13 protein-coding genes are annotated in these 16,660 nt (G+C 42.9%); 3 read left to right on the top strand and 10 right to left on the bottom strand.

Annotated features, from left to right (window positions below; genetic code table 11):
• Positions 1 to 725: 725 nt before the first annotated feature.
• From AK825_RS03220 to rlmJ, 3 genes are all read right to left on the bottom strand, one after another.
• On the bottom strand, positions 726 to 4,007 hold the full coding sequence (locus AK825_RS03220) for an ESPR-type extended signal peptide-containing protein (protein ID WP_068034690.1): 3,282 nt from the start codon (positions 4,005 to 4,007) through the stop codon (positions 726 to 728).
• A gap of 492 nt (positions 4,008 to 4,499) precedes the next feature.
• Positions 4,500 to 5,372, bottom strand: a complete 873-nt coding sequence (pssA, locus tag AK825_RS03215) for a CDP-diacylglycerol--serine O-phosphatidyltransferase (RefSeq protein WP_227514107.1) — start codon at positions 5,370 to 5,372, stop codon at positions 4,500 to 4,502.
• Between the two features lie 10 nt (positions 5,373 to 5,382).
• A complete protein-coding gene (rlmJ, locus tag AK825_RS03210) occupies positions 5,383 to 6,258 on the bottom strand; it encodes a 23S rRNA (adenine(2030)-N(6))-methyltransferase RlmJ (RefSeq protein ID WP_068034688.1) in 876 nt (291 codons plus the stop codon).
• 172 nt (positions 6,259 to 6,430) lie between these two features.
• On the opposite strand from rlmJ, the gene AK825_RS03205 reads away from it, so the two are divergent.
• Together AK825_RS03205 and dapE are read left to right on the top strand one after the other, a co-directional pair.
• Entirely contained in the window at positions 6,431 to 7,198 is a 768-nt protein-coding gene (locus tag AK825_RS03205; RefSeq protein ID WP_068038970.1) for a 2OG-Fe(II) oxygenase, read from the top strand.
• A 162-nt stretch (positions 7,199 to 7,360) separates the two neighbouring features.
• Positions 7,361 to 8,578 carry a succinyl-diaminopimelate desuccinylase gene (gene dapE / locus AK825_RS03200; protein WP_149038745.1) on the top strand — a complete coding sequence of 406 codons (1,218 nt, stop codon included), beginning with the start codon at positions 7,361 to 7,363 and terminating at the stop codon, positions 8,576 to 8,578.
• Positions 8,579 to 8,763: 185 nt separating this feature from the next.
• Here the strand turns inward: dapE and AK825_RS03195 are convergent, their stop codons facing one another.
• The 6 genes from AK825_RS03195 to AK825_RS03170 all read right to left on the bottom strand — a co-directional run bounded on the left by AK825_RS03195 (position 8,764) and on the right by AK825_RS03170 (position 13,584).
• The gene (locus tag AK825_RS03195) at positions 8,764 to 9,315 is read right to left on the bottom strand and encodes a GyrI-like domain-containing protein (protein ID WP_068034686.1); all 552 of its coding nucleotides are present in this window, start codon (positions 9,313 to 9,315) and stop codon (positions 8,764 to 8,766) included.
• A 67-nt stretch (positions 9,316 to 9,382) separates the two neighbouring features.
• On the bottom strand, positions 9,383 to 9,592 hold the full coding sequence (gene iscX, locus AK825_RS03190) for a Fe-S cluster assembly protein IscX (RefSeq protein ID WP_011279849.1): 210 nt from the start codon (positions 9,590 to 9,592) through the stop codon (positions 9,383 to 9,385).
• Between the two features lie 108 nt (positions 9,593 to 9,700).
• Positions 9,701 to 10,255 (bottom strand): acyl-CoA thioesterase, encoded by a 555-nt coding sequence (locus AK825_RS03185; protein ID WP_068034685.1) that lies wholly within the window; start codon positions 10,253 to 10,255, stop codon positions 9,701 to 9,703.
• 308 nt (positions 10,256 to 10,563) lie between these two features.
• A complete protein-coding gene (locus tag AK825_RS03180) occupies positions 10,564 to 11,946 on the bottom strand; it encodes an NAD(P)(+) transhydrogenase (Re/Si-specific) subunit beta (RefSeq protein WP_203226509.1) in 1,383 nt (460 codons plus the stop codon).
• A gap of 14 nt (positions 11,947 to 11,960) precedes the next feature.
• Entirely contained in the window at positions 11,961 to 12,299 is a 339-nt protein-coding gene (locus tag AK825_RS03175) for a proton-translocating transhydrogenase family protein (protein ID WP_203226508.1), read from the bottom strand.
• Between the two features lie 115 nt (positions 12,300 to 12,414).
• Complete coding sequence (locus tag AK825_RS03170) at positions 12,415 to 13,584, bottom strand: NAD(P)(+) transhydrogenase (Re/Si-specific) subunit alpha (RefSeq protein ID WP_068034679.1); 1,170 nt, start codon at positions 13,582 to 13,584, stop codon at positions 12,415 to 12,417.
• Positions 13,585 to 13,888: 304 nt separating this feature from the next.
• Between AK825_RS03170 and yaaA the strand changes: the two genes are divergently transcribed.
• Positions 13,889 to 14,701: a peroxide stress protein YaaA gene (yaaA, locus tag AK825_RS03165; RefSeq protein WP_068034678.1), complete on the top strand. Its 813-nt coding sequence runs from the start codon at positions 13,889 to 13,891 to the stop codon at positions 14,699 to 14,701.
• Between the two features lie 289 nt (positions 14,702 to 14,990).
• On the opposite strand, the gene groL is transcribed toward yaaA, so the two are convergent.
• The gene (groL, locus tag AK825_RS03160) at positions 14,991 to 16,640 is read right to left on the bottom strand and encodes a chaperonin GroEL (protein WP_068034675.1); all 1,650 of its coding nucleotides are present in this window, start codon (positions 16,638 to 16,640) and stop codon (positions 14,991 to 14,993) included.
• Positions 16,641 to 16,660: the final 20 nt, after the last annotated feature.

Genomic DNA, 16,660 nt, shown 5'->3' with positions numbered 1-16,660 from the left:
TATGTTCGTAATGAATTAACTTTGAGTTTTTCTGCTGTCTTAAATGATAATTTTTATAGTTAATAATCTTCCCGAAAAGAAAAGATAGTCAACTTTATTTTTTAGCATTCTGAATCAGCAAAAATCCACACAAGTTGTTCTTTAGTTATGCTTTTAAATAGTGTCAATCTACTGTCGTCCAGTAGTTGATATATAGGGTATTGCTTTCCACTTCATCAACTTAAACCATATGGGTTATGCCTTGAAGCGAGCTGACTATCATATCATAATGATTTGATTTGTCAAGCTTTTATTTCGTTTCGTTTCAATAAGTTAATTGGGTTATTGTTGTGTAATAATACACTGCAATCATTGCCGTTTGTCTCATTGAGGGGCGTATTATAGACCCTTTTAACGAAGTGTCAAGCAGTAAATTATTTTATTTTAAACTGAATTAAAAGTAATTTACCTAGAAGCGTTCTCAATAAGTGGTGAACCACTTATTAAACTGCCTTCCCTTCCGACTGGGACGCATTATACGCGGTTTAAGATGGGGGTCAAGGGGGTTGATGAGTTTATTTTTACACAATTAACATTAAAGAAATACCTCTATATTTATCAATAGCTTAATATTAAAAATTATTTTTTATTCTTCAAATACCATTAGCCAATGACACCAATTGATAAAGCCTACCATCATAAAGAAGGTAGGCTCAAATATATGCATACTCAATTAAAAACTGGCTTTAATCAAAGGTATAGCTTACTCCGACATTTCCACCTTGTTGACTGCCGCTACCACCGAAAGCACTACTGATAGAGAAAAGTCCGTTTGATGTGGTGTAGCCTACGCCTAGAGCATATCCTGTTTCGCCTTCCCACGTGCCTCCACCAAGACCTACGCTAACTTTGCCAGGAACATTAGGATAACGTAGAGCACCGAATGCGAGTGCACCTGCAACTGCTGAATGAGTCTCTCCTTCGAGATCATTTATTCTTCTGTCTGTATAGCCCATTGCTTCAGCACGATTTTGGTTGAGCTGAGATACATTCACCGCATCATTTGGGTTGATACCAGCGGCGACATTGGTGATTCGGCGTTGAGTGTTTGCATTGCCTACCGATACCGTATTGTCTGCTGTTGATTGTGAGTTTGCTCCTAATGCAACGGCATTGCTATGAGTTACACTGCTATTAGCACCGATAGCTACTGCGTCTGTGGCTTGAACGTTCACTGACTCACCGATAGCGACAGAGTTTGAAGCATCAGTTACTCCAGTGAAGACTGGATTGCCATCTACGATACTAGCAGATGTTGCACCTACTTTTATGTTGCTACCTATTACAGAAACGTTGTTAGAAGTATCGCCAATAATATTGTCGTTGCCCAATGAATAACTGCTATCGCCACCGATAATACTTGGATCACCAATTGCACCTGACTTGTCGCCTGAAACGATATTACCTACGCCAACACTAAGAGACTGATTGCCTGTTACCTTAGAATCTGTACCAACTGCAATACTATCCTGACCAGCAGATTTGGCATTGACACCAACTGCTATTGAACCGTTGCCTGTAGCTCCTTCATTATTGTAGTCAACTTCTATCTTAGTACCAGAAGTGTTGATACTGACAAAGCGCTCTTTGCTTTCTTCAATTTTGTTTTCTAATTCAACTCTAGCTTCTTCGCTGATACCTGAATCACCTTTGTCTCCCTTAGCACCATCAGTACCATTTAAACCATCAGTACCGTTTAAACCGTTTAAACCGTTTAAACCGTTTAAACCGTTTAAACCGTCTGTACCGTCCTGACCTGCCGAGCCTTGCGGACCAACTTGACCTTGTAGACCAACTGGACCTTGAGCACCATCAGCTCCGTCTGTACCGTTGATACCATTTAAACCATCAGTACCGTTTTGGCCTGCTGGGCCTTGTGAACCAGTCTCTCCCTTCTCACCCTGATCACCTTTAGATCCGGGTGTTAATTCAATAGTATCTATCTGTGTTTGCAAGTCAGTCAGCTTACCGTCAACCGCATTAAACGCTGCACCCACATTGCTGTAGTCTGCATTATTTATTCGATATTTAGGTGCTTGAAATACACCCATACCGTTAAGCTGCGCACCCCCACCTAGAGCAGTTGCTACACTACTGAAATGAGACAAACCTGTTGTTTCGACCTTCTTTAGCTGAGCAATGTTGACAGCGTCAGTATCGGATGTACCTGCAGCAACGCCTGTAATTTGACGGGTCTGCCATTGGCTAGAGTTAGCATTGCTCGTATCACCAACACTAACGGCACCAAGAGTAGATTGCCAAATGGGATTGGTATCGCCATTAGCTGAATAACCTGCCACGCCAGCACCAACGGTAGTGACACTTTTACTACCCAAAGCGATGCTATCACGCTTATCAGCCACTGCATTAGTACCAAGCGCAACTGCTCGAATGCCACTTGCCGTAGCACCAATACCTAATGCTTCATAGTCTGTGGGTGCAAATTCATAGATTGCCCCACCAGAGCCATCTGCTTTAAATCTATGGCCTCGAGCATCTGTCTCAATCGGTGCAGCTGCAGCCGTAAATTCTGCTTGCACAGTGGCATTTTCAACAGCAGCTACTGCAAATGTACTGCCACTACCTATTGCAGTAGCCCCACTAGCAGTGGCTCTACTATAACCACCTAGTGCTGAGCTGGTATAGCCTGATGCTATATTGCTATAACCTACAGCTGAGCTGTTGTTACCAGAAGCTTGGTTAAGGTAGCCTGACGCTGAGCTGTTAACACCTGAAGCGAAGTTGGCACGACCCATTGCTGAGCTGTCATTACCTAAAGCTCTGTTTCCAGTACCCAATGCTAAGCTTGAATTACCTGAAGCTGTACTGCTTCCACCAATAGCAACAGCTCGGATACCACTTGCTGTAGCCCCTAATCCTAGAGATTCATAGTCTGTAAGTACAAATTCATAGATTGCAACACCAGAACCGTCTTTTTTAAATCGACGACCATAAGTGTCTGTTTCAATCTGCGTGGTTGCTTCTGTAAAGGCTTGTTGGATGGTAGTGCCAACTCTGGCAACCATACCATTTGCTTTACCGCTACCTATCGCCGTTGCACCAGCGCCTGTGGCTTGACTGCCAATACCTAATGCGTTGCTAAAGGAGTTTGATGCTGTGTTCTGATTACCCATGGCTGAGCTACGATCTCCAGAGGCTGTATTTTCGCTACCTACTGCCGAGCTATGCAGCTTAGAGGCTACGTTTAGACTACCTACTGCTGTACTACGCTCCTGAGCAGTTGAGTTGTCACTACCTATTGCTAAACTATAATCACCTGCAGAGGTATTGAAGTAACCTATTGCTGAACTGAATCGGCCAGAAGCTATGTTATTATGCCCCGCTCCCAAAGCCATTTGCCCATTTACTGTATTACTAGAACCTACTGCCGTACTATAAGTATTGTTCACATGGTTTAGTATGCCCAATGCTGAACTTCCTAACTTATCAACAGTGTTTTGCGACCCTATAGCCGAACTAGCATTACCTAAGGCGCTATTGCCAGCACCCATGGCTGAGCTGCTTTCACCAGAAGCAGTATTAGTGTTGCCTACCGCTGAGCTATATAGATTTGATGCTTCGTTTTTATGGCCCATTGCTGAGCTAGAAAAACCTGAAGATGTATTATTAAAGCCTATCGCAGTACTGCGGTCGCCTGATGCTTTGTTCAAAAAACCACAAGCTATAGAATCAGGTAATGGAGCTGAACTACTCTCTGCTACAGGACCATCTGTCCAACACACTTCTGCCTGACTACTCATCGCCGTCAGTCCCAGCACTCCAGCAATGGCAATACCTATAGCACTTCGACGTAGTAACGTACCTAAGGTCGCGGATGGCAACGCACCTATTGTACCAATGTGACCTGAACCATTGCTGGATTTTCCACCTGACTTGCTGATTTCACTAACGGCTGTATAGCAACCTGTAGAACGATTAAAGACAACGCGGTAGACATGGTTTAACATCGATGTATCCTATGTGTATGTAGCATTATTGGTAAGATGGTTGATTAGATTTTCGTATAAAGGAGAGCTATGTTTTGTTGTACCAAATAAATAACGGATGGATTGTGCTGTTAAAATTAAGTAAAACCGTTTTCAAGATGCTAACTAACAATATTAATTTTAAAAAAAAGAGAAAGGCTATGAGATAGATAAAAAAATAGGTATGTATACATTTGTAAACTTATATTTCCAATGTATCAAAAATACTATTTATATGTAAAGATAAAACACCATTTTGCAGATAAACGGTAGGCGGGATATGATGAATTGAAACATGGCTTAAAGCAGATTTATTGAGAGCCGAAAAGACCAAAACTTATAGCCATGTATAAAAACCCCTCTTACCAAATAAAACGCACAAAAAAACCGCCTATTAAAAATAAGCGGTTTTTTTGAGTCTATGTCTTACATTCTTAACTCTTATAAGAGATACAGCAGAATCTTCCAATCATATTAATGTCCGGCTTTGGCCTTTAGAGTGGTAAATACACCCGACAAAGCATAAATGATACCAATCGCTAAAATACCTACGGGTATGTCATACAGCACGATGCTCATGACTAATACACCTACAATAAGAACCACAAACGGGACTTTTCTTTTATCGAACTCTTTAAAGCTGTAGTACTTTATATTACTAACCATTAACAAGCCGCAAATGACTACCCAAGCAGCAAATAATAACATGACCTGCGTATCATACTGCCCGACCCACTCGTTGTGATCGACGGCAACCATCACAGCAGCTGTTACCAAAATCGCAGCAAGTGGGCTTGCCAAACCTACAAAGTACTTTTTATCGACAATTCCAACCTGAACATTAAAACGTGCGAGGCGGAAAGCGGCACAAGCGGTAAAGACAAAAGCGCAACCAAGTCCAATACGACCCAAAGGCTCTAAAGCGAAGCTATAAATCAAGATAGCCGGTGCAACGCCAAAGGCTAACATATCAGCGAGAGAATCATACTGCTCACCAAAAGGGCTTTGCGCATTCAGCATACGCGCGACTCTACCATCAGCGCCATCGAGGATAGCCGATAAGAAAATCGCTAAAGATGCCTTATAAAATTCGCCTTGGGTACTGGCTAGAATCGAGTAAAAACCAGACAATAGCGATAAGGTTGTAATCAAATTGGGTGCCAAATAGACACCGCGACTGACCACAGGTTTACCTTCTGCAACTTCTGTTTCAATCACCTCAAAAGTCAAACCATCATAATTGTCATTATCCGCTAAGCGAATGTTGAATTCATGCTCGTCAACAAAAGGCGGCTGAGTAGCTGCGCTATCATTTAGGCTCTTATGGGGTGGTTGCTCAGTCGTCATAACGCTATCCTTATTCGCCAACTAGCCAGCGTACACTGGTCGCACTATCAGGAGTTAAGTCTGGAGCATCAGCTACTTTTAGAGCAGGCTGTAGGAAACGCAATATCTCACGCGCTTGGTTATCAAACTGCCATGGCGGATTGATAATGAGCATACCTGTACCATTAAGACCAACCGCAACATCATTAGGATAGATATTAAGCTCACAGACCAGCTGACGTCTCATCTCAGTACGCTTCAGCTTCTTATAAAACAGCTCTACCGCTTCGACATTCTTGATTGGGAACCATAATGCGTAAGTGCCTTGTGGCCACTTGTTATAAGCAGCGACTAGCAGATTGATAAGGCGCGTGAAGTCTTTATGCTCTTGCTCATAAGGAGGATCAAGAAAAATAAGACCACGCTTTTCTTTTGGCGGAATAACCGCCGTAATACCTTCAAAGGCATCACGATGCTGGATACCGATTGGCAGTTTATGCAATTGATAGTTAAGCGCATCATATTCACTGGCTTTCGCCTCAAATGCTTCACCACGAACGCCAGCATCTGAGTTCTTTTCGATATGATGAGCAATCCACCAAGGCGAACCAGGATAGACTTTACTGTCGTAAGTGAATTTGGCTTGCTTGATGCCTTCCATATAATCTTTGACAGCAGCTGGTGCTTTTTCGGTATCCGCTTTTAACAAAGCCTGAATACCGCCTTTGGCTTCCCCTGTCTTGCGCGCCTCTTCACTGCTAAGCGAATACAGTCCTCGACCGCCATAAGCGTCAAGCACATAAAAAGGCTTGTCTTTTTGACCCAGTTGATTAAGTAGTTGTACTAATAAAATGTGTTTAACCACATCAGCAAAGTTACCAGCGTGGTAGGCGTGTTTATAGTTCATAATCTCAAAAGTTTAAATAAGAAAAATTGCATCTATGGTAGCATAGGCAGAGTAAAAGATAATGTGGTTTTGGTAAGTAGCTTCAACAAAAAGGCTATAAACACCAAATGATTAATGACTAATTGATAGTTATTTGATGATTGATTCATTATTAACAAAAGAACGAGGTGAAATGACGAAGATTATTAGCAACCTAAATGTGACAGAGCTGGTGGTTGATCATCCGATAGGTCCTGATAATCCGCCATTACTTGCGCCATGCGCTGATATGGGAAGCGATAAAACGAGCAATAAGTTGGCAACCCAACATGTCTTGCAAATGTCCGACTTTGATGTGAGCTGGGAAGATAAGCTGACGGATACGCAACTTGATAAGTTCGTGGATGATGGTTGGATAGTTATCGATGACATATTTGAGCATACAGCATTATTAGCCTTACAAGCGGAAAGCGGTTTTATTGACTATCGTGATGCAGAGCTAACGGCGGGTGTGCGTATCAGTGATATACGTGGTGATCGCATCCGCTGGATCACTGAGAACTTCTTTGCAGGCTATTTTTATATACAAAGTATCAATGCGCTTGGCATGCTGTTTAATCGCAGTTTGTTTGCCGGTATTCGCCATAGTGAAGCACATTACGCCTGCTATCCGGTGGGCTTCGGCTATCAATGGCACAGTGACAATCCCGCTGGTCGTGATGAACGCGTTATTTCAGCGGTGTTTTACTTGAATGATGAATGGGCAACCAGTGACGGCGGCGCATTAGAAGTTGTTGATAAACACGGTGTCCATCATAATGTGATGCCTGTTGCCAATCGACTGGTAATATTTGACAGTGACTTACAACATCAAGTGCAAATCGCCCATCGTCAGCGCTATTCGATTGCGACGTGGATGCGCCGAGATGGTTTAATACCTTTTGTTGAAGAAGGCAGTTAAATTGCTATCTAATTAATGCCACTTACTACAATCATTACTCACTGTTTATAAATACAATATCTTGTTTAGTTCTAAAGCTGGGTTAAAAACCCAGCCTACGCCAATAAAGCCATATGGTTTGAAGTAGATTAATAATTCAACTAGAGAATAAAAGGTTTATCAATGTCTGACTCTCATAATCAAAACATGACGCATCAACAAGAAAGCCATCAACAAGCAACATTGAACTTAAGCATTGCACTTCTTGAGCGCCCTTCGGTCACGCCAGATGATGACGGCTGCCAAGATATATTGTCAAAACGATTATCACAAGCTGGCTTTGATTGCGAGTTTATGTATTTTGGCGATAGAGATAAGACTGGCGAGCACGCGGAAGTCAAAAACCTCTGGGCGCGCCGTGGCACAGCTGATCCAGTTATTTGTTTTGCTGGTCATACCGATGTCGTGCCAACAGGTGATGTCAATAATTGGACCTATCCGCCATTTACCCCAACCATCGCTGATGGCTATCTATGGGCTCGCGGTGCTGCTGACATGAAAACGGGGATTGCCGCCTTTACTATCGCAGCCGAGCGTTTCGTCGCTAACCATCCTGAGCATAATGGTTCTATCGCCTTCTTAATCACCTCAGATGAAGAAGGTCCGTCTATTAATGGCACGGTTAAAGTTATTGAAGCCTTAGAAGCACGTAACGAAAAAATTACGTATTGCTTAGTCGGCGAGCCATCAAGTACCGATACCCTTGGCGATATTATCAAAAATGGTCGCCGTGGCTCGTTGGGTGCGGTACTCACCGTCACTGGCAAGCAAGGTCACGTCGCCTATCCGCACCTCGCGTCTAATCCTATTCATGCGGCAACATCAGCATTGGCTGAATTAACGGCTGCGACATGGGATGCTGGTAACGATTACTTCCCTGCGACTTCTCTACAAATTTCAAATATTAATAGTGGCACAGGCGCCACTAACGTCATTCCTGAGACGCTTGAAGTTATCTTTAACTTCCGCTTTTCAACGGAAACGAATGAAGAAGAACTAAAAGCAAAAACCCATGATATCTTTGACAAGCATTTCGCTAGTAGCAAAGCCAGTTATGACATTCATTGGAAATTATCTGGTCAGCCGTTTTTAACGCCAGAAGGCAAATTGGTCTCGGCATGCCAGCGAGCGATTAAATCAGTTACTGATATCGACACTATCTTATCAACCTCTGGCGGTACATCAGATGGACGCTTTATCGCGCCAACAGGTGCGCAAGTCGTTGAGCTGGGTGTGCGTAATGCCACGATTCATCAGGTTGATGAAAAAGTAGAAGTGGATGATTTAGGTAAATTGGCACAGATATATGAAGGGATTTTGGAGAATTTATTGCTAGATTAGTCATAAGTGATAAAAGCAAAAAAGCGCCATCTCATTTAGATTTGGCGCTTTTTTATTATTAATTCTTGGTCGAAAGCAACTTAATTTGCTCACTAACCTACAGTGTTAACCCATGTATCATCATGTTTTTCGACACTAATTTTTGAGTGATAGCTATACTTTGCTGGCTTATCGAACTAATAGCTCTACTCAATACCAATATATAGATCTACTTGTCCATACTCTAAATTACCACCAATATAATGCTCAAAATCGACATTATAAGTGCGTGTATGCTCAGAGCTTGGGTCATTGAAATATGTCCAAGCCTTCTCCCAAGCATTCATCACCGTATTAGGCATTCTACCTTCTTCGGTAAACACCATATATTTACCAGCAGGAATAGTGGCTGTTACGACATCGCTAGAATGAGCAGCGCTAAGGATGTTTGCAGCACTAAGAACGTTGCTGTCTTCATTACTGTCTTCGTCACTATCCTGCCCTTCTACTGGCTCGCTTTTTACCTTCCAGCTCGCTACTACATCAAAAGCGCCTACTAAATCATCGCTCTCATAGTTATGATAAACACCATAAATATCCTCACCTTCAGAGAGATGCTCCACATGGTTCTGATAAAATTTTTGCCATAATCGACCCAATTTAGCCGTGTCATGGCTGATTTCTGCGTTATTAGTGGTATGAACACTGATACCTTTACAAACTATCACTTCGGATAGCTCTTTGATTTGTGAAGTCATGTGCTTCCTATCCTGTTTATTTATTCAATTTTATATTTGAGATTTTACTTAAGTTAGGAGAGTCGAACTAGTCGGCTTCATCAATCCAGTTCATCTGAATGGCTTCCAAGATGCCTTCATTTGAACGCTGCGGGTCATCATCAAAGCCTTCAAGCTCGGTCACCCATCGATGCAAATCAGTAAAGCGTATGTACTGCGGATCAGTTTCTGGGAATTTTTCATAAAGCTCAATAGCGATATCTAAGCTGTCTGTCCATTTTAATTTTTGCGGGGTCATGATGGCTCCTTAACTTTTATAATTTTAGGAAAAAATCTTATCAACTTGATTGTCGATTTAATAGCCCCTATCCTACCAAACTTCGCCAGATGATTATAGCCAAGTTCGTTATGCTGTCTCTATTGTTTTAGTCGACTTAGCAGACTTAACAGCGACTTGATGCTTATTCCACGAGTCAATGACATCGGTCAGCTCCTCGCCTGTCATATCCAATATATCTGGCGTGCACTTAACCTTTTTATCCATCAAGACAAATTTGGTCATACCAACCCCCATTAGTTGGCTTTTTACAAAAAATCGCGTTTCAAAATAAACGTATTTTTTATCCCAACCTGCCAACACACTATTTACCGTCATCTTATCTAAAAACTTAATCTCTTTGAGGTAAATCATCTCTTGCATGGCGATAACCCAGTTTAAAGGCTGGATACCTTTTTGATGACAGCATGCCATTAGCCAGCGGGTAACATTGAGCTCAATAAAAGATAAATAGCGATAATTAGGCAGATGATCCCGAAAGCCCATGTCATGCGGTAATATTCGATAATGACGGACAGTTGGGGCGGTCAATGTCTCCACACTAAGACGCTCGCTGACTGACTGCTTTTTGAGTTGCTGTTTTAGCAAACTGGCCATAATAAAAAAACGTATCAACATGTTCATAAAGCATTCTCTTATTTAATATTATTTATCATTAGCGGTTATGCAATAGGATATACCGTTAATACCATTCAAAAAAGATACAATGCTACTGGAATGAATTTTTTGCAGCCTCTGTCGGCATAGGCACAGCAAGCCAGAAAAATTTATACCAGTAGCATCTTGTGATACGCCTATCTCTTTTATTTGAAGTCAATTATTATAATGGGAAGATAAAGGCAGCTTACTCTAACGCAAAAAAAGTCACCTCAGTGACTTTTTTATTTGCAAACTTATATTTAAAAATTATATTTAAAAACCGATTTTAGAGATTAATGACCTGCGCCGTTAATACTACGTACCATCTCTTCTACCATCTTCTTCGCATCACCAAAGATCATCATGGTTTTATCCATATAGAACAAGCTGTTGTCGAGGCCAGCGTAACCGGTACTCATCGAACGCTTGATAACCATAATCGTTTGGGCTTTGGTGACTTCTAGGATAGGCATACCGAAAATTGGCGACGATGGATCATCTTTCGCAGATGGGTTTACAACGTCGTTGGCACCGATGACTAAGACCACGTCCGTACTAGCAAAGTCTGAGTTAATCTCATCCATTTCAAGGATATCATCATAAGGCACATCAGCTTCAGCCAATAGCACGTTCATGTGTCCTGGCATACGACCTGCCACTGGATGAATAGCAAAGCGAACATTCACGCCCTCTTCTTTTAATAGCTCATATAACTCTTTGACCGCATTCTGTGCACGGCCTTGCGCCATACCATAACCCGGTACAATAACGACACTACTTGCGTTGGCCATCAAGAAGCCAGCATCTTCTGCTGAACCCGCTTTGTAGTTCTTTGGCGCGCCATCATCACCACCTGCCGCCACTGCTGCCGTACCCATACCACCAAATAGCACATTAAGCAGTGAGCGGTTCATGGCTTTACACATGATGTAAGACAAGATCGCACCTGATGAACCAACTAGCGAACCTGCGATAATGAGCATCGAGTTGCCAAGCGTAAAACCAATGCCTGCTGCTGCCCAACCTGAGAATGAGTTCAATAGTGATACAACTACTGGCATATCACCGCCACCGATTGGGGCAATCCACATCCAACCAAAGATGACTGCAATCACTGCCATCGCATAAAAAGCGGGTAATGAATCAGTAACGAAATACACCCCACCGAAACCAATCATCGCAATGAACAATAGCGCTTGGACAGGTTTAACCCAGCCGCCAACCAAGGTCTTCGCCCAACTCTTTGCCGCCAATTTACCAAAAGCAAAGACCGAGGCAGAAAAAGTAATCGCACCGATGAAACAACCGATGAATAATTCGACACGAGCAACCGTACCATGCTGTTGTTCAGTATGCAGTACCGTTGCCAACGCAATCGCTACCGCTGCCAAACCAACGAATGAGTGCATTAAAGCGACCGTTTCTGGCATTTGGGTCATCGCAACCGTTTTTGCCTTCCACATGCCGACAAGTGCACCCAATATCATCGCACCAATAATCAACCACAGCACCGGGCCTTCTGCTAAGAAGAATGTCGTTGCTACTGCAATTGCCATCGCAACCATACCAAAGCGGTTACCGCGAATAGCGGTCTTTGGGCTAGATAAACCTCGAAGGGTTAAAACGAAAAGAATGGCACCGATTAGATAGAACCAGTCAGCATTCGCAGAAATCATATTTGTTAAATCGCTCATGCATCGCCTCCATTTTCAGTCGTTACCACTGGCGCTTTTTTCGGTTTTGGTTTAAACATCGCGAGCATACGCTCAGTCACGGCAAAACCACCGAAAATATTAATACTGGCTAAAAATACCGCAAATGCACCAAGCAAACTGGTTGGTGTAAATATCGAGCCATCAATCGTGACCGTCTGTAGCATCGCACCGACGATGACAATACTTGATAAGGCGTTGGTTACGGCCATTAATGGTGTGTGTAATGCAGGCGTAACGCCCCAAACGACGTAATATCCAACAAAAATAGCGAGTACAAATACAGTGAAAATCGCTACAAATGGTGTGCTACTCATGGCCGCACCGGCTGGCGCCGCAGCTAAAACAGTGGCAATCATCTTATCCTCCTAAAATTTTATTCATTACTGGCAAATGTATGATGACAAAGTGTGTAGTGATAGGCAGTCAAAACTAGCGTTTAGCAAGACGTACCTGACTCTCATGCGTCACTGCCAGTGCGCCCTGAATCTCATCTTCCATATCTAAGTTCAGTGCCAGCTTGTTTGATGTAGCATTGTCTGTCGCTTCCGCGGTTTCTTCAGGAGCAATTAAGGTCGTGATAAAATTGACAAGGTTATTGGCATATAAATCTGAAGACTGCGCCGCTAGCATCGATGGAATGTTGGCCGCACCGACGATACGCACGCCATTGGCAGTGGTAATGGTTTCATCTGGCACACTACCTTCTACGTTACCGCCCGTTCCAGCAGCCATATCAATCAGCACTGAGCCTGCCTTCATCTTCGCAAGGGTCGCTTGATGTACCAAGCGCGGTGCTTGACGACCCGGAATTTGCGCAGTGGTAATGACGATATCGGCATTGCTTAAGGCTTTGTCCACCACAGCTGCTTGGTCTTTGATATACTGCTCTGAGGGTGTCCACGCATAGCCACCAGTTGCTTTAGCTTTTTGCGCTTCGTCTGCACTCATCGGTACATCAAGCCATTTACCGCCTAAGGATTCGACTTGCTCTTTAGCTGCAGGACGTAAGTCACTGGCTTCAACGACTGCACCTAAGCGCTTGGCAGTAGCAATGGCTTGCAAACCTGCGACCCCTACGCCTAAGACGACAACTTTGGCGGGCTTGACTGTCCCAGCTGAGGTCATAAACATTGGGAAAGGACGGGAATACTCATTGGCCGCCAGTAGTACGGCTTTATAACCGGCAAGGTTGGCTTGTGATGACAAGACATCCATATTCTGTGCACGTGATAAGGTACGTGGTAACAGCTCCATGGCAAATGCCGTTGCCCCTTTGGCAGCATAAGTATCCAGCTGCGTATTGCGATAAGGATCGAGCATACCAATGACAATCTGACCAGATTTTAAGCTGTCAGTAGTTGTAGCAGGTAAGTCATTGACCGTGGTAATAATCTGAGACTGGTTGACTACCTCAGCGCTACTATTTGCAATATCGGCACCAGCAGCCTGATACAACTCATCAGCATAATAAGCTGCTTGACCTGCACCTGACTGGATAACGACTTCAAACCCAAGCTTACGCAGCTTTTTGACTGCATCTGGGGTTAGCGCTACGCGGCTTTCTTGTGCGATATCTGCACTGATAACACCGATTTTCATACCGTCTCCTTACTCTGAATACATTACTGACCTATGCACAGATTATTTAAATGATGAGATGCATAGGGCGAAAATTTTGGTCAACGCTTACATTAGAGAGCTGAACCAATATTATCAATATAATAAATGACTAACTGTTTTCCATCATGTGTTTTTATTATAGAGACATCGTTTGCTAACTTTCATTGTCTAATGATGACCCATAAGTAAATAAAAAGTTATGTATTTATACCATTTATATAATCTTTATTGCTATATTTGAAATTTTTATTTTTTTCGACCTCATAAATCACAAGGAATGACTATGTATTTTGTACTCTCCCCTGCCAAGTCTTTGAATGAAAAAGATGATGTTCCCGTAAACCTAGGCAATTATTACAGTCAGCCTGAGCTTATCGAACACTCACAAGCATTAATGAAAATATTGAAGTCGAAAGAACCGATTGATTTGCAAGAGATGATGAGCATTTCTGACGATTTGGCCCAACTGAATACTGAACGCAATCAACAATGGTGTTGGAGCAAAGATCAGCCATTTACTGATGCTGCTTCTGGTAACGCAGCCAAACCTGCTGGTTATTTATTCGATGGTGACGTCTATACTGGGCTTGATATGTATAACATGGATAAGGAAACGGCCATTTACGTTAATGAACATCTAGGCATTTTGTCAGGTCTTTATGGTGTGCTGAAACCACTTGATTTGATTCAGCCGTATCGCTTAGAGATGGGCACTAAGCTGAAAAATGAGCGCGGTGATAACTTATATGAGTTTTGGGGTGAGGAAGTGACTGACGTTATCAATGCCCGTATGGCTGATAGCGATGACAAGGTATTAATTAATTTGGCTTCTAATGAATATTTTAAATCTGTAAAAAAGAAAGCGTTGAATGCTGAAATCATCACGCCACGATTTGAAGATGAAAAAAACGGTCAATATAAGGTAATTAGCTTTTACGCCAAAAAAGCCCGTGGATTGATGGTGAAATATGCTGCTAACAATAAATTGACCAAGGCTGAGGAGTTAAAGAAGTTTGACTTAGCGGGATATTATTATGTCGATGAGCTGTCTGATGATAAGACGTGGGTGTTTAGAAGAAATGAAGCGGACTCGTAATTATTAGCTAAGATATACTAAACTTGCATAGAAAAACCCCGATAAGCTCAGCCTATCGGGGTTTTATTTGGAAAAATCTGGACTAAAGACCTTCATTAAAAAAGCCCTGCTATCTTAACGATAGCAGAGCTTTCGGTAGTTCAAACGCTTTGAAAAAATATATTCAACTCTAATGAAAAGCATTTTATGGTTTGACTAAAGCAGTACGACTAGGCAACCAAGTGAAGATTGTACTTATAGTACATCGAACGAGGTTAACAACGTCGTACAAATTTAGTCGAGGCATAAGTTACATCATGCCGCCCATTCCACCCATACCGCCCATTCCACCGCCAGCACCCATGCCAGCCATACCATCATCACCTTGCGGTAAATCAGTAATCATGACTTCGGTCGTTAGCATGAGGCCTGCAACAGATGCTGCATTTTCTAGTGCTGAACGAGCAACTTTAGCTGGGTCAAGAATACCCATATCAAGCATATCGCCATACTCGCCAGTCGCCGCGTTGTAACCATAGTTGCCGCTACCGCTCTTCACTTCGTTAACCACAACTGAGGCTTCTTCACCAGAGTTGGTAACGATTTGACGTAGTGGTGCTTCCATCGCGCGACGTAAGATATTAATACCCGCGTCTTGGTCGTCGTTATCGCCACGTAGCTCAGACAATGCATTAAGCGCACGAACTAGCGCAACACCGCCACCAGGGACAACACCTTCTTCAACTGCGGCACGAGTGGCATGTAGCGCATCATCAACGCGATCTTTCTTCTCTTTCATTTCAGTTTCAGTCGCAGCGCCTACTTTAATAACTGCTACGCCGCCTGCCAGTTTTGCAACACGCTCTTGTAGCTTTTCTTTATCGTAGTCAGAAGTAGACTCTTCGATTTGACGGTTGATAGACTCAACACGATTTTCGATATCTGCTTTGTTACCAGCGCCATCAACGATGACAGTGTTCTCTTTACCGACAGTAACTTTCTTAGCAGTACCAAGTTGCTCTAGAGTAGCAGTCTCAAGGCTCAGACCAATCTCTTCAGAGATAACCGTACCGCCAGTTAGCGTTGCGATATCTTCTAGCATTGCTTTACGACGATCGCCAAAACCTGGTGCTTTAACGGCACAAGTTTTTAAGCCGCCACGCATGTTGTTCACAACTAGAGTTGCTAATGCTTCGTTTTCTACGTCTTCAGCAATGATTAGCAACGGTTTGCTTTGCTGCATAACTTGCTCAAGTAATGGCACGATCTCACGGATGTTGCTGATTTTTTTGTCAACAAGCAAGATGTATGGGTTTTCAAACTCAGCGGTTAAGCTGTCTTGCTTATTAGCAAAGTATGGGCTGATATAACCACGGTCAAACTGCATACCTTCGACAACTTCTAAGGTATCTTCAAAGCTTGAACCTTCTTCAACGGTAATCACGCCTTGCTTACCAACTTTTTCCATCGCTTGGGCAATCAATTCACCAATTTTGGTGTCTGAGTTGGCAGAGATAGAACCGACTTGAGCGATTGCTTTTGAATCGTCAGCTGGCGTTGATAGTAAATGAATTTGCTCAACAGCAGCACGAACGGCTTTATCGATACCGCGTTTCAGATCCATTGGGTTCATGCCAGCAGCAACTGATTTCATGCCTTCTTGCAAGATTGACTGAGCCAATACCGTTGCAGTAGTCGTACCATCGCCAGCAACATCGTTTGTGCGGCTAGCTACTTCACGTACCAATTGTGCGCCCATATTTTCAAACTTGTTTTCAAGCTCGATTTCTTTAGCAACCGAAACACCATCTTTGGTGATGGTAGGCGCGCCGAATGATTTATCGATTACCACGTTACGACCTTTAGGACCTAATGTCACTCGTACTGCGTTTGCTAGAACGTTTACACCGTCCATCATTTGTTTACGGGCATCTATGCCGAATTTTACGTCTTTTGCCATGTTAAATTACTCCACTATTA

This window comes from Psychrobacter sp. P11G5 (genome assembly GCF_001593305.1).
Classification (GTDB): domain Bacteria; phylum Pseudomonadota; class Gammaproteobacteria; order Pseudomonadales; family Moraxellaceae; genus Psychrobacter.
This window is presented reverse-complemented; position numbering and strand designations above follow the sequence as displayed.